Below are 14,469 nucleotides of genomic sequence, written 5' to 3'. Positions count from 1 at the left end.
AATTTAGCTGTTTTTTCTTTTTCCTATTAATTTTGTTACAGAGAGCATTGTAATTGGTAAAGAATGATTCTTCCTAAATGCTAAATATTTACCGCTCCATGCTGGTTTATATTTTTCTTTAAAATGTCGTAATCCGCTGAAACTATACGTATAACGAACGTTATTAAAGATTGCAGCAGCCACTCGTTCAGACCAGAAAGACTGTGTGGATAAACCAACATTTGAAAGTGGTGCCATACCAATATTAAAGGAGTGGTATTCATTTTCTTTTGCCCATTGGAATAAGTGGATGAAAATTGCGTCCATAATGCCGCTAGGCGCATCTGGATAATATCGCATTAAATCGACAGATAATGATCCGTTTTGATATACGGGCATGAATGTTGTGAATGCAATAATTTTTCCATCCGCATCAGATAATGTTGCAATGGGAGCGCGACTAATATATTCACGATCGAAGTATCCGAGTGAAAAACCTTTCTCTTTTTTTCCACCAAGCCATGCATCTGAAACTTTTCTTAACTCTTCATATAATTCGTCTGAGAAAGGTGGCTCATGAATAGAGAATGTATAGCCTTCTCTTTCAAAACGGTTGAAAGTAGCTCGCATGCCAGCGCGTTTCTTTCCTGTTATTGTAAATGTATTTAAATCAACAACAGCTTCTTCACCGAGCTTAAAGAAGTTATAACCAAAATCGTGATATAAACTCATCCATTTACTTTCAATTTGGTAGAATACACAAATGTATCCAAATCGATCAGCCTCAGCTAAAAACTCTTGCAATACAGTACGATAGGAGGAAGGGTCCCCGATTGGATCACCTAGTACAATAAGTCGTTTTCCAGTTATTGAGAAGAGAATGAGTGCTTTTCCATCACTACTGAAAAAGAACTGTTTATCTCCTAAAAAACCTAAATGACTAAGTACATTTCCACCATGTTCATCTAAGAAGTTTTGTAATCTTTTATCATTAGCTGGTTGCCCGGGAAATTCATTTCGATAACGATTTGCAATGAGTGAACCAATTAGTAAAAAAGTAGGAACAAAAAAGGCAGCTGCTAATGCACTTCGTTTCACTTGTGTAATATTACGAACGACAAAATCAGGTTGGAAAGCTTCTTTTGCACTTGCAAATAAAATACCTAAGTTTTTATATAAATATAACGTTACAAGTAGGAATATAAAAACTTTTACGATATCGGAAAGTGAGACTTCCATTTTCTCACGTACAAACCTTTTACGAAGCATATACAATACAGCGAGTACGATTAATAAAATAAAAGTTTCTTCAACATCAATTCCTTTTAGTGTATTAAAAATAGCCGCTCCAATTAAAGAAACAATCGTCATATAATAAGAACGTTTTGTTCCGTAATATATCCCTCGTGAAAGAATGAGGAGGAGAATACCGAATGTTAGCGATAAGCTAAAAGAAAATTGAATAAGATGTTTTGGAGCTAGAATATGTAAGGCGTGTGCCCGATTTATACTTGTCGGTAGAATAGTTGATAAAATAACCATTAAGCCAGCAAATACTGTTAAAGCAGCAGATGCCCAAGAACCTAACTTTCCTAGAAAGTCACGCTGCAAAGTCCATATAACACCAGTTGTCTCTAATGCAGGCGCAATAAAGGGTTTATCTTCAAACTTTTTAATGGCTACTCCTGTCATTTCAAAAGCTGCAAAAATGAGACCAAGGCAGAATGGTAAGATGTAATAGACGAGACGATATAATAACATAGCAGGAAGCAAAACACCTGTATCGATGCCGTATTGCCCAAGCCCAGTTAAGAAGACAAGATCAAATGATCCAAGACCACCAGGAACAAGACTAACGACACCAGCTAAAGCAGCAATGACATATACGCCTAAAAACTTTTGGAATTCGATTTCAATGCCAAATAATAGTAATATGACGTACATAACAATACCAGCAGATACCCATTCGACTAATGAAACTAATGAGTATAAAACAGTTGGGTTTTTCTCCTCTTCTTCTTGTCCCTCTGTTTGCATCGCTTTTCTATTTTTTAATTTAGAAAATCCGATATATATAGGGACGAAAAGAGCAAAGAAGATAAGAACAGGCCATAGCCATGGTTTTTCATGCAAAATAAATCTCGTGTCTAATATTCCGATAAGACCAAGAAATGAAAGAATGGCTAATCCATTAATAAAGGCAGTTGTCATCCAAGCGATACTTTTAATAAGTTTTCCATTTTCTTTTATGTATGGACGATAAAGCATTGTGCGTACGCCAGCTCCAACTAGACCACCAAACCCGATAAATCCATTTAAAGTATTAGCAATCCACGAGATACGGAAAATCTTTTGGACAGGGATATCAGCTTTTAAGTAACGAAGCATAACATAGTCATAAAAGAACATTGTTGATACAGCGAATGCACCAAGTGTAATTGCTAAAAAGACTCCTCCAGTTGGAATGTTTTTAATTGTATCAATCGCTTCTAAAAAAGAAATGCCCGCTAATTCTTTTTTTGCTTGAAAGAATACAATTGTTAATACAACAAATGGGAAGATAATTTTCCCGATTTGTAAGAAACGTTTCCATGAAAACGACATAAATACAACTCTCCTTGTATAAGAAAACTGAGACAATAATATTATTATGACAAACTTCAAGAAAAATAAAAAGGTAAATTCCTGTATAGGGGAGCTATTTTTTATATAGGTATATTTAAAAGAATATTTTGTTTATCAGAAAATTAAGTTAGAATAAGATGAAAGAAGGTGGAGGGGAGTATATGATTATAAAAGGTTATGTAGGATATGAGTTAGAAAAGGCGAAACCTAATACATCAGAAGATTTTTTTAACAGATCTGAAGTGACATATATATTAAATGATAAAGAGAAAACTTTTTCGGTTTTATACGTTCGATATTTTGAAGAAGTTTTACAAGAAATTACTCCTTTTGAAGGAAATCCAGTGTATAAAGTAGAAGAACAAAACATATATTTGCGCGATATTGTAGCGATATGTTGTTTAGTGAAGGATAGGGAACTTCGTGCGCAAAAACGTTTGTATTTAAATAACCTGGAAGAATTTCAACAATATTTTGATGAGGGAACGGTGTCGAAAGTACAAGAAATATTGGCTGAATTACATAAAAATAAAAGAGTAGAAATAGCGTGAAATGGCAAAGGAGAGAGAAAAAATGTCTAATTTGATGGTTGAAAATCAAACAGAACAAGTTTCTATATTTTTAGAAGATGCTATTAATTTGATAACCAATTATGTAAATTATCATACGTTGCCTTCTTTATTAGAGGAAACACCAGCAGGGAATGAGCAATATTATAAAGGGTTATTAGCATCAATGAGACGACTTCTCGTTTTTTGCGAAGAAGGACATGATGCATGTTTTGTTTTGTTGAATAGTCAGCCATTTCGAAAAACAGCAGCTGAAAAAATTTTATATAAGATTTACCATCAAGTAATTGCAGAGTTTTTTTCACCAAAGAGTGATTATTGGTATGAAAATAGTCGGTCTGCATATACAGGAAAAAATTCTATCGTTTTTCAACAAACACCACCTGCATCTTTGGGGCAAGTGATGAAGAGTTTAGAAGGTAAATTTCAATTGATGCGTGAAGAACTAGAATATTATGAGACGGATTATCAGACAAAGATGTTACACAAATATTGATTGCGGAAAAGAAGCTAAGGTGACTTAGCTTCTTTTCCTTTTGTACAGTTATATAAGGGATTTTCATTGAATATAGTTAAGTGGATAGCATTAGGGAGGTGCAACATGAATCAGCAAGGTGTATTTACAGATTACTTTCATGAAGTAGAAAATTGGTGTGAAAGTGTTCTTCACGTATTAGATAGCCGCGCAATGGAAGTGTATGATGTCCATATGCTTGCTTATAAAATTCAGGCGTTGTTAGAGCGTATGAAAGAGCATGAGTATGAAACAGATGCAGAGTTTATGTATGAAATAAGTGATGATGTAGAACATATTCAGCATCACTTGCAGGAAGTATTTATGCAAGAAGAAGAGGAATATGAATTATATGAAAGAGGGGATAGCGAACGAGCTGTTCCAATTGGAGGACATACACTCCCGCCATTACCTTATCCGTATAATGCGTTAGAACCTTATATTTCTAAAGAAATTATGATGTTACACCATGATAAACATCATCGGAGTTACGTGGAAGGATTAAATAAAGCAGAGAAGATGATGGAAGAAGCGAGAAAAACAAATCAATTTGATTTAATTAAGCATTGGGAAAGAGAAGCGGCTTTTCATGGGTCAGGTCATTACTTACACACGATATTTTGGAATAACATGAAAAAAGACGGTGGTGGGAGTCCAAGAGGTGCTTTTTCACAACAAATCGAACAAGATTTTGGGAGCTTTTTACGTTTCCAAAAACATTTTACAGAAGCGGCCTCTAAAGTAGAAGGTTCAGGCTGGGCAATTCTCGTTTGGGTGCCCCGGTCTGGAAGGTTAGAAATTTTGCAAAGTACACTTCATCAATTATTTACACAATGGGATACGATACCACTCCTTGTACTAGATGTCTGGGAACATGCGTATTATTTACAATACCAAAATCGAAAAGATGAATATATTAAAAACTGGTGGAATGTTGTAAATTGGCCTGATGTAGAAAAAAGGTTTGAAACTGCGAAACAAATTGAATGGACACCATATTAGACGCAAATTCTCTGCGTCTTTTTTAATGGAAGCAGAAGGAAGATTTCGTTCATATTTTAAAAGGCCAAGCATACACTTGTACAAAAAGTGCCAAAAGGACGTGGGGGGAAATATGAGACGAATTTGTGTAATCATTACGCTTCTTATTATGTACGCAAGCGTTATGCCGATTCCTACATATGCAAAGATGAACAGCAATGTCAGTGCTCGAAATGCTGTATTAATGGAGCAACAGTCTGGTCGTGTATTATACGGAAAAGCAGAACATGAACCTCAAAAAATTGCTAGTATAACAAAAATTATGACTGCCTTGTTAGCTGCTGAATCAGGGAAGATGAAAGAAATGGTGTCAGTTAGCAATGAAGCGGTGAGGGTGGAAGGATCAGCAATCTATTTAAAGCCTGGACAAAAAGTGAAGTTAGAAGATTTAGTATACGGACTCATGCTTAGATCTGGTAATGACGCAGCGCAAGTAATTGCTGAAAGTGTGGGTGGGAGTATAGATGGATTCGTATATTTAATGAATGAAAAGGCGAAAGAAATTGGAATGAAAGATACTCACTTCTCAAACCCTCATGGTTTAGATGGAGATGGATCACATTATTCGTCGGCTTACGATATGGCGTTATTAACGAAGTATGCAATGGGAAACGAGTCATTTAAAAAAATCTTTGGAACAAAAACGTATAAATCCGATTCTTGGGATTACCCGTGGAAAAATAAACATAAGTTGGTAACGTCTTATTATGAATTTGCAACAGGAGGAAAAACAGGCTTTACGAAGAAAGCAGGAAGAACGCTTGTTACAACGGCATCAAAAGATGGACTAGATTTAATTGTCGTAACTTTGAGTGCTTCTAGTGATTGGGATGATCATATGAATCTATTTGATAAAGGATTTGAACGTTTCAAGCAAACGAAAGTTTTAGGACAAGGAGCAATTGCTGAAATAAATGAAAAGAAGTATGCCAACCATGTTTATACGAAAAATAGTTTTTCCGTGCCGTTAACTGAAGAGGAAAGAAAGAACGTATTATTAAAAGTTGAACTGGATAAAAGTATAACGCTTGAGGATGGAGTAAAGGTTGGAAAGACAGATGTTTATGTTGGCAATGAGAAAGTTGGAGAACGGAATTTATTTTATAGTAAACGGAAGTTAGTAGCTACAACGGGACTTTACTGGAATAATGTGAAAGAAATTTTTTCTTACATGATAGGTGTTGGGAACAATGGTTAATCTCGTATGGGTAGCGATGGCTGTCATTGGGATTGTATACGCCATGATAAATGGAACGATGGAAGAAGTGAATAAGGCTGTATTTGACGGAGCAAAAGATGCAGTAACGATTTGTATAGGACTTATTAGTGTTTTAGTATTTTGGCTTGGTTTAATGAAAATTGCAGAGGAAGCCGGATTGTTAAAAAAATTAGTTTCACTTTTTATGCCGATAGTAAAAAGGTTGTTTCCAGAAATACCAAAGGATCATCCGTCCATGGGATTTATTCTATCAAATATGATGGCAAACTTTTTTGGTCTAGGTAATGCAGCAACCCCTCTTGGTATTAAAGCGATGGAACAACTAAAAGAGTTAAATGGAGGAAAGGATTCGGCGAGCCGTTCTATGGTGACGTTTCTAGCATTAAATACATCAGCTATTACATTAATTCCTACGACAGTCATTTCAATTCGAATGACATATGAATCAGCCAATCCTACTGAAATTGTTGGGGTAACATTTATTGCACAAGTACTTTCTATGATTGGAGCAATTTGGATTGACCGCTATTTTTACCGAAGAAGGAGTAGAAAGGGGCGGAAAAAATGAGTATTGTAAATACAATTTCCTTATGGGTAATCCCTTGTGTAATTGGTTTTATCCTTTTATATGGCACGATAAAGAAAGTGCCGACGTATGAATCGTTCGTTGAGGGAGGAAAAGAAGGGATTCAAATTGCAATTTCCATTTTACCGTTTATGGTTGGAATGCTTGTGTCTATTTCTATATTCCGATCGTCAGGTGCGCTAGATGCAATGATATCAGTAATGAAGCCAATGCTAGATTTAATTCACGTTCCAGCAGAAATCGTTCCATTAGCACTAATACGTCCTATTTCAGGTTCTGCTGGTCTAAGTATTACGACTGATTTAATTGCTACATATGGGCCAGACTCATTCATTGGGAGATTAGCTTCTACGATGCAAGGGAGTACAGATACGACTTTTTATATTTTAACAGTATACTTCGGAGCTGTTGGTATTAGAAAAATGGGAGATGCATTAAAAGTAGGTCTTTTTGCAGATTTAATCGGAATTATTTGCTCGATTGTCTTTGTTTCCCTATTGTTTCAGTAAAGCTATTCATTTTTTATGCTATTTCGCGTATAATACGTATACGACCACTATTAAGGTGTAGCTTAATAGTGGTTTTTTTATGCAGTATTTTTGACAAAATGATGAACTTTTATTGTGAGAAATATGAAAAATATGGACAATAATAAAGGATAAAAACATGATTTGACCTTTATATGTTTAATATCATCGCTATGTTGTTTAAGGGAGATGGAGCGAATAACCGTAAAGCGTATGCGGTTGCCAAGTCTTTCTAATGTAAGGTAAGATAAATTCGAGGTGAAAAAAAGAAATGGAACGATTACAAAAAGTGATTGCGCAAGCAGGTATTGCATCGAGAAGAAAGGCTGAGGAATTAATTCAGCAAGGAAAAGTGAAAGTTAACGGAAAAATAGTGAAAGAGTTAGGAACAAAAGTAACTCCTCAAGATAAAGTAGAAGTAAATAACATCCCTCTTGAAAAAGAAGAACCTGTTTATTTTTTACTATATAAACCAACTGGTGTAATTTCAAGTGTATCAGATGATAAAGGTAGAAGTGTTGTAACAGACTTTTTCCCTGAAATTACACAACGTTTATTCCCAATCGGACGTCTAGATTATGATACGTCAGGAGTATTATTAATGACAAACGACGGGGACTTCGCAAATATATTAATGCATCCTAAATATAAAGTTGAAAAAACGTATGTTGCAAAAATAAAAGGCCCATTAACAGGTGAGAAAATTCGCATGTTAGAACGCGGTGTTGCATTAGAAGATGGTAAAACAGCACCAGCACATGTGAAAATTATTTCTTGGGACAAGCGTAAAGAGATGGCTATTGTACAATTAACAATTCATGAAGGACGTAATCGTCAAGTACGTCGTATGTTTGAAGCGTTAGACTGTAAAGTAGTGAAATTAAAACGTGAACGTTATGCTTTCTTAGAAGTAGGAAGCCTGCGACCTGGTGATGCGAGAGAATTGACACCACATGAGGTGAAACAATTACGCGCGCTTGCTTCTACAAAGCCAAGATAAGCTATAGAGTTAAAAATTCACCAGTGGAGTGCTCTGCTGGTGATTTATTCAATACAACATTTACAGAAGATAATACATAACATTTACCGAGGAGAGGAGAGGTAATATGAAGAAAAATCGCTTATTATTTCGCGTTATTATTCTACTCATTTTATGTGGTGCTGTAGGATTTACCCTTTATCAAGGATTCTTTGCTAATAAAGAGAAAATGCAAATCGGAAAAGAAGCACCTAACTTTGTTGTGACAGATTTAGAAGGGAAGAAAATTGAACTAAAAGATTTAAAGGGAAAAGGTGTATTTTTAAACTTTTGGGGTACGTGGTGTAAACCTTGTGAAAAAGAAATGCCTTATATGAATGAATTATATCCAAAGTATAAAGAAAAAGGCGTTGAAATCATAGCGTTAGATGCAGATGAAACGGATATTGCAGTAAAGAACTTTGTGAACCAATATGGTTTGAAATTCCCAGTTGCTATTGATAAAGGACAAAAGATTATAGGAACATATGGAGTAGGTCCATTACCGACAAGCTTTTTGATTGATAAAGATGGAAAAGTAGTGGAGCAAATTATAGGTGAACAAACGAAAGAACAGTTAGAAGAGTATTTAAAGAAAATTACTCCGTAATAAAGAAAGCCTTTACATAAGAGGTGCGTGTCTATAGTGCCTCTGATTTAAAAATTCTGAGTATTGCGGTAACTCGAGGTTAGAATATACAATAGTACATATAGATACAGGGGCGGTGAGAGTGTTGAAAGAAATTAAATGTGAATGTGGACATGTTAATCCGATAGGAACCGTTTTTTGTGAAGCTTGCGGGAAACCATTTGAAAGCAATGAAAATGCAAAACTATTGGATATGCGCTATGAGGGGAGTGCACGGAGATCTCTCACGCAAACAAAAACGATAGTCGATAAAATTTGGAGCTTTTTCTCTTCTGTAAAAGTCGGTGTATGGCTAATCGTAATAACTTTAGCTGCATCAGCGATAGGAACTATTTTTCCGCAAGAAATGTACATAACTCCAGGGATTGCACCAGCTGAATATTATAAGCAAGAATACGGATTTTTAGGGCAATTATACTATCAATTAGGATTTAATAATTTATACGGTTCATGGTGGTATATGATTTTGATTGCTTCTATCGGTATTTCACTTGTGATATGTAGTTTAGACCGCGTTATTCCACTTTATAAAGCTTTAAAAAAGCAAGGCGTAAAAAGACATCCTAGTTTTTTAAAGAGACAGAGATTATATGGGACTGGTACACCGCAAGATGGTGACCTGGAAAGAGTGCAAAAGAATTTAAAGAAAAGAAACTATAACGTGAAAGTGGAAGACGGAAACGTTTTAGCAGAAAAGGGACGCTTCTCGCGTTGGGGTCCATATGTAAATCATATCGGTCTTATTATCTTTTTATTCGGTGCGATGCTTCGTTTTTTACCGAGTATGTACGTAGACGAAGCACTTTGGTTACGTGATGGTGAAACGAAAGAAATACCAGGGACGGATGGACAATACTACTTAAAAAACGAGAAATTTATAAAAGAAGTTTATGATAAAAGTAAGGACAAGGAAGTTTTTGAGGAAGCGATTGATCGTGTAGGCGATAAAATGATTGCGAAAAACTTCCAAACGAATGCTGTATTATATAAAGCTGTGGGCGAAAATATAGCAGGGCAAAAACCAAAGTTGGAAAAAGTAAAAGAAGCGGAAATTCGAGTAAATGAACCACTGAAATTTGATCAATTTGCAGTGTATCAAGTGGATTATAAAGAAAGTGAATTTAAAAGTATGTCCTTCAACTTGCAAAATAAAGAAAATAATCAAAAATGGGGACCGATTAAAGTAGATTTAACGAATCCTAAGGAAAAATATGATTTAGGAAATGGTTATTCTCTAGAACTATTAAGCTATTTTCCTGATTTTTATTTTGATGAGAATGGAAAACCGAATACAAAAACGAAATTACCGAACAATCCTGCATTTGTATTTAAAATGTTTACACCTGAAACACCAGATGGTGAAGTGAGTTTTGTTGGTATTCAGCAAAATATAGAACCTGATGGAAACAACAAATATAAAATGTCGTTTGCGGGTGTTGAAATGCAAAATGCAACAGCACTTACTGTAAGAAAAGATTTAACGCTTTGGATTCTCGGTATTGGAGGATTTATATTTATGGTTGGTGTCATTCAAGGTATGTATTGGAATCATCGCCGTATTTGGATACAACGTGTTAATGATGAATGGTGGATTGCAGGGCATACGAATAAAAATTGGTTCGGTTTAAAGAAAGATATTGAAAGAGTAATAGAAGGTACAGCAATTCCACAGCCAAATGATAAAGTAATCGATAAAAAAATTAGTTAAGGTGGGGAAACGATATGGTGCAAATAAGTAGTAACTTTCTCTTTACCGCATTTATTTTATATTTAATTGCGACTCTATTTTTTGGTGGAGCCATTAAAGAAAAGGGTCATAAATGGGCAAATGTAGGAATAACAATTACAATTTTAGGGTTTATAGCACAAACAGTATATTTTGTTACAAGGTGGATTGCATCAGGGCATGCGCCAGTTAGTAACTTTTTTGAATTCGGTACATTTTTCGGCATGATGCTTGTAGGAGCATTTATTGTAATGTATTTTATGTACCGCGTAAGTATAATTGGACTATTTGCATTACCAGTTGCGCTTTTATTAATTGCCTATGCAAGTATGTTTCCGAGGGAAATATCTCCGCTTATTCCATCTTTAAAAAGTAATTGGTTACATATTCACGTGACGACTGCAGCAGCAGGACAAGCAATTTTAGCGATTAGTTTTATTACGGGCGTCATGTATTTATTAAAAAATGTAGATCAATCAACGAGAAGTAAACGGACATTTTGGCTAGAGACGGTAGTGTTTACGCTTGTTTGTACAGTTGGATTTATTGGAGTAACAACGGTATTTTCTAGTATGAAATATGAAGCGAAGTTTCAATGGGTTGATAAAAATGAACAACAACTGGAAATGAAGTACAATCTTCCAGCTTTAGTAGGACCGCATGAAGGGAAGTTACAGACAGAAAATAAATTAGAACCGGTAGTTGAAGTTCCAGCGATTGTAAATGCGAAAAAATTAAATACTGTTATTTGGTCAGTGTTAGTTGGAACATTACTTTATATTGTATTAAGGCTTGTTTTACGGAAGCGAGTATCGGCGGCACTTCAGCCGTTAGTAAAGAATACGAATAGTGATTTACTAGATGAAATCGGATATCGATCTATTGCAATTGGATTCCCAGTTTTCACATTAGGAGCGTTAATTTTTGCAATGATTTGGGCTCAAATAGCGTGGACGCGTTTTTGGGGCTGGGATCCGAAAGAGGTTTGGGCACTTATAACGTGGCTCTTTTATGCTGCAGTACTACATTTACGATTATCTAAAGGGTGGCATGGAGAGAAATCAGCTTGGCTTGCAGTAATTGGTTTTGCAATTATTATGTTTAACTTTATTGTAGTAAACTTAATTATTGCCGGTTTACATTCATATGCATAGAGAAATAAAATAGGAGAGTGCATGTCACTTTCCTATTTTATTTTTGTCAACTTTTCTTCTTTTTTGAGAAAAACATGACAAAGTAGCGGTTGATTTTGTAAAATGATGTCGAGGACATTATATACTGTTCAAAAAAAATACATAGTTTTGGAAAAAAATTGAACAAAATTTATTATTCTTGTGAAGCATAATATGGGAAGTGAAACATTTAGAAGATTGCTTAAATAAACGAGAATAGCGCAACATAATAGTAAAGAAGGGTAGGTGTGAACCGCTGAGGTGAGAGTACGCAGCGGGTAGAGATGGAAAATGAATCAAGAATTTTAATTGTAGATGATGAGGATCGTATTCGTCGTTTATTGAAAATGTACTTAGAAAGAGAACAATACACAATTGAAGAAGCAGATAATGGTGATACAGCTTTAGAAATGGCGTTGCAAAATGATTACGATTTAATCTTATTAGATCTTATGATGCCTGGTAAAGATGGCATTGAAGTATGTAAAGGGGTTCGTGAGAAGAAAGCGACACCAATTATTATGCTGACAGCAAAAGGTGAAGAAGTAAATAGAGTACAAGGATTTGAAGTTGGAACAGATGATTATATTGTAAAGCCATTTAGTCCACGTGAGGTCGTGCTACGTGTGAAAGCGGTATTACGTCGTGCTGTACCAACAACATTCTTTACACAAGATACAACGACAAAAGATGTTACTGTATTCCCGCACTTAACAATTGATAACGATGCACACCGTGTTACTGCAGATGGTAATGAAGTAAACTTAACGCCGAAAGAATATGAGTTACTATTATTTTTAGCGAAAGCTCCTGATAAAGTATTCGATCGTGAGCAATTGTTAAAAGAAGTATGGCAATATGAATTCTTCGGAGATTTACGTACAGTTGATACGCATGTAAAGCGTTTACGTGAGAAGTTAAGTAAAAAATCACCAGATGCTGCGAAGATGATTGTTACCGTTTGGGGCGTAGGTTATAAATTTGAGGTTGTGAACGACTGATGCTTTGGAGAAGTGTAGTAGGGAAGTTATGGATGACTATATTACTTCTCGTTTCGTTTGTGCTTGGATTTGTTGCGATTTTACTTTCACAGTTTTTTAGAACATATTATGTTGATATGAGTGAAGATAGGCTTCAAAAAGTTGCAACAAGTGTTTCAGAGTTAATTGAAGAAGGTGCCGATGTAAAAACGATTGAGAATATCGCGTACAAATTCTCTGATTCACTTTCAAGGATCATTATTGTAGAAGATGGTAAAGAAATATCATCTTCGCCGAAACAAGAAGGGTTAGTCACTCTTACAATGGATGATTTGAAAGAAGATAAAGAATTAGCGGCTGTTTTCACAGACAAAAAAGAAATTAAGAATAACATTAGAAAAGCCTCTAATAGTAGAAAGAATAAAAACACTGAAAATGATATTATGATTGTCGGAAAACCAGTGCAGTCAAAAAATCAAAGTGCAGTGTTCGTATACGAATCTTTACAAGTACCGATACAAGGCATGGAGAGAACGACTGATTTTATATTCTTATCAGCAGGGATTGCGATTATATTAACAACGTTCTTTGCATTCTTCTTGTCTACTCGAATTACAGCACCACTCCGTAAAATGCGTGAAGTTGCTTTTGAGGTGGCGCGTGGGAAGTTTGATGCGAAAGCTCCTATGGTGTCTCAGGACGAGATTGGTGAGCTTGCAACGGCCTTAAATCAAATGGGGAAACAGTTGAAGTTTAATATGAATGCACTGCAGCAAGAAAAAGAACAGTTAGCTAGTATTTTAAGTAGTATGGCAGATGGGGTTATTACGTTAAATCAAGAAGGTGAAGTCGTTGTAATTAATCCGCCGGCCGAACATTTCTTACAAGTTTGGCAAGAAGAAAAAGAGATAGAGCTAAGTAAAAAACTACCTTCTGAACTTGTGGAACTATTCCATCTTGTTGTAGAAAGTGAACAACAACAAGTTGTTGAAATTAATTTACAAAAAGGGAACTATGTAGTTCTTATGACGCCGCTTTACAATCAAACGAAAATTCGTGGAGCTGTAGCGGTACTGCGAGATATGACGGAAGAACGCCGTCTTGAAAAGATGCGTCAAGACTTTATTGCGAATGTATCGCATGAACTTCGTACACCAATGGTAATGCTGCAAGGGTATAGTGAAGCGATTTTAGATGATATTGTGCAAACGAAAGAAGAAATTGATGAGTTTGTTCAAATCATTTATGATGAATCCGTTCGTTTAGGTAAACTTGTAAATGAATTATTAGATTTAGCACGCATGGAAAGTGGTAATGTAGAGTTACATATAGGTGAAGTTGATATTCATCCTTTCGTTGAAAAAATAGGTCGTAAATTCCAAGGGATTGCAAAGGATAAAGAGGTCGCGTTAACGGTTGATTTCAAAGATTCAATTGAACAATACCCATTTGATGCAGATCGTATGGAGCAAGTATTGACGAATTTAATTGATAACGCAATACGTCATACAAACGCAGGCGGACATGTAACGCTTGTAATTGATTCGAAAAATAATGGCCTCATTTTTGAAGTACAAGATTCGGGTGCAGGCATTCCAGAAGAGGATATTCCATTTTTATTTGATCGTTTCTATAAAGCTGATAAAGCAAGAACACGTGGGAAAAAGGGTGGAACAGGACTCGGGCTTGCGATTGCGAAAAATATTGTTCAAGGTCATGATGGTAAAATTTCTGTTTCAAGTGTTGTTGGAGAAGGAACTACATTCTCTGTATATTTACCGAATCGTATAATTTAGATATGTGTTTTTAAAGTTGATAATGAATAAAGTTCTGCTGTTTTTTATTTTTTTGTAAACTCAATTAA

13 protein-coding genes are annotated in these 14,469 nt (G+C 35.4%); 12 read left to right on the top strand and 1 reads right to left on the bottom strand.

Annotated features, from left to right (window positions below):
* Window positions 1-3: 3 nt before the first annotated feature.
* Window positions 4-2,583, bottom strand: coding sequence for a bifunctional lysylphosphatidylglycerol flippase/synthetase MprF (mprF, locus tag N2V92_RS27490; RefSeq protein WP_000010842.1), 2,580 nt, complete (start codon window positions 2,581-2,583; stop codon window positions 4-6).
* A 182-nt stretch (window positions 2,584-2,765) separates the two neighbouring features.
* On the opposite strand from mprF, the gene N2V92_RS27485 reads away from it, so the two are divergent.
* From N2V92_RS27485 to resE, 12 genes are all read left to right on the top strand, one after another.
* Window positions 2,766-3,155 carry a hypothetical protein gene (locus N2V92_RS27485; RefSeq protein ID WP_000584359.1) on the top strand — a complete coding sequence of 130 codons (390 nt, stop codon included), beginning with the start codon at window positions 2,766-2,768 and terminating at the stop codon, window positions 3,153-3,155.
* Window positions 3,156-3,177: 22 nt separating this feature from the next.
* Window positions 3,178-3,669 (top strand): YpuI family protein, encoded by a 492-nt coding sequence (locus N2V92_RS27480; RefSeq protein WP_000067555.1) that lies wholly within the window; start codon window positions 3,178-3,180, stop codon window positions 3,667-3,669.
* 105 nt (window positions 3,670-3,774) lie between these two features.
* Window positions 3,775-4,689 carry a superoxide dismutase gene (locus N2V92_RS27475; protein ID WP_001075736.1) on the top strand — a complete coding sequence of 305 codons (915 nt, stop codon included), beginning with the start codon at window positions 3,775-3,777 and terminating at the stop codon, window positions 4,687-4,689.
* Between the two features lie 112 nt (window positions 4,690-4,801).
* Window positions 4,802-5,926 carry a D-alanyl-D-alanine carboxypeptidase family protein gene (locus N2V92_RS27470; protein WP_001252627.1) on the top strand — a complete coding sequence of 375 codons (1,125 nt, stop codon included), beginning with the start codon at window positions 4,802-4,804 and terminating at the stop codon, window positions 5,924-5,926.
* The gene (gene spmA, locus N2V92_RS27465) at window positions 5,919-6,515 is read left to right on the top strand and encodes a spore maturation protein SpmA (RefSeq protein WP_000247810.1); all 597 of its coding nucleotides are present in this window, start codon (window positions 5,919-5,921) and stop codon (window positions 6,513-6,515) included. The genes N2V92_RS27470 and spmA overlap by 8 nt, the downstream gene beginning before the upstream one ends.
* Complete coding sequence (gene spmB, locus N2V92_RS27460) at window positions 6,512-7,042, top strand: spore maturation protein SpmB (protein WP_000029514.1); 531 nt, start codon at window positions 6,512-6,514, stop codon at window positions 7,040-7,042. Before spmA ends, spmB begins: the two co-directional genes overlap by 4 nt.
* 289 nt (window positions 7,043-7,331) lie before the next feature.
* Window positions 7,332-8,060 (top strand): 23S rRNA pseudouridine(2605) synthase RluB, encoded by a 729-nt coding sequence (gene rluB / locus N2V92_RS27455; protein ID WP_000440553.1) that lies wholly within the window; start codon window positions 7,332-7,334, stop codon window positions 8,058-8,060.
* Between the two features lie 106 nt (window positions 8,061-8,166).
* Window positions 8,167-8,688 carry a thiol-disulfide oxidoreductase ResA gene (gene resA / locus N2V92_RS27450; RefSeq protein ID WP_000742193.1) on the top strand — a complete coding sequence of 174 codons (522 nt, stop codon included), beginning with the start codon at window positions 8,167-8,169 and terminating at the stop codon, window positions 8,686-8,688.
* Window positions 8,689-8,809: 121 nt separating this feature from the next.
* On the top strand, window positions 8,810-10,435 hold the full coding sequence (resB, locus tag N2V92_RS27445) for a cytochrome c biogenesis protein ResB (RefSeq protein ID WP_000910521.1): 1,626 nt from the start codon (window positions 8,810-8,812) through the stop codon (window positions 10,433-10,435).
* 14 nt (window positions 10,436-10,449) lie between these two features.
* The gene (gene resC / locus N2V92_RS27440) at window positions 10,450-11,607 is read left to right on the top strand and encodes a cytochrome c biogenesis protein ResC (RefSeq protein ID WP_000250089.1); all 1,158 of its coding nucleotides are present in this window, start codon (window positions 10,450-10,452) and stop codon (window positions 11,605-11,607) included.
* A 302-nt stretch (window positions 11,608-11,909) separates the two neighbouring features.
* Complete coding sequence (gene resD, locus N2V92_RS27435) at window positions 11,910-12,626, top strand: DNA-binding response regulator ResD (protein ID WP_000426861.1); 717 nt, start codon at window positions 11,910-11,912, stop codon at window positions 12,624-12,626.
* On the top strand, window positions 12,626-14,401 hold the full coding sequence (resE, locus tag N2V92_RS27430) for a sensor histidine kinase ResE (protein WP_000964694.1): 1,776 nt from the start codon (window positions 12,626-12,628) through the stop codon (window positions 14,399-14,401). Before resD ends, resE begins: the two co-directional genes overlap by 1 nt.
* The last annotated feature ends 68 nt before the right edge of the window (window positions 14,402-14,469 follow it).

The organism is Bacillus sp. CH_48 (genome assembly GCF_038008465.1).
GTDB classification, from domain to species: Bacteria; Bacillota; Bacilli; order Bacillales; family Bacillaceae_G; genus Bacillus_A; species Bacillus_A thuringiensis_S.
This window is presented reverse-complemented; position numbering and strand designations above follow the sequence as displayed.

Excerpts from the sequence above, each read along its gene's own strand:
- mprF (WP_000010842.1), bottom strand. The coding sequence starts at position 2,583 with ATGTCGTTTTCATGGAAACGTTTCTTACAAATCGGGAAAATTATCTTC.
- N2V92_RS27485 (WP_000584359.1), top strand. The coding sequence starts at position 2,766 with ATGATTATAAAAGGTTATGTAGGATATGAGTTAGAAAAGGCGAAACCT.
- N2V92_RS27480 (WP_000067555.1), top strand. The coding sequence starts at position 3,178 with ATGTCTAATTTGATGGTTGAAAATCAAACAGAACAAGTTTCTATATTT.
- N2V92_RS27475 (WP_001075736.1), top strand. The coding sequence starts at position 3,775 with ATGAATCAGCAAGGTGTATTTACAGATTACTTTCATGAAGTAGAAAAT.
- N2V92_RS27470 (WP_001252627.1), top strand. The coding sequence starts at position 4,802 with ATGAGACGAATTTGTGTAATCATTACGCTTCTTATTATGTACGCAAGC.
- spmA (WP_000247810.1), top strand. The coding sequence starts at position 5,919 with ATGGTTAATCTCGTATGGGTAGCGATGGCTGTCATTGGGATTGTATAC.
- spmB (WP_000029514.1), top strand. The coding sequence starts at position 6,512 with ATGAGTATTGTAAATACAATTTCCTTATGGGTAATCCCTTGTGTAATT.
- rluB (WP_000440553.1), top strand. The coding sequence starts at position 7,332 with ATGGAACGATTACAAAAAGTGATTGCGCAAGCAGGTATTGCATCGAGA.
- resA (WP_000742193.1), top strand. The coding sequence starts at position 8,167 with ATGAAGAAAAATCGCTTATTATTTCGCGTTATTATTCTACTCATTTTA.
- resC (WP_000250089.1), top strand. The coding sequence starts at position 10,450 with ATGGTGCAAATAAGTAGTAACTTTCTCTTTACCGCATTTATTTTATAT.
- resD (WP_000426861.1), top strand. The coding sequence starts at position 11,910 with ATGGAAAATGAATCAAGAATTTTAATTGTAGATGATGAGGATCGTATT.
- resE (WP_000964694.1), top strand. The coding sequence starts at position 12,626 with ATGCTTTGGAGAAGTGTAGTAGGGAAGTTATGGATGACTATATTACTT.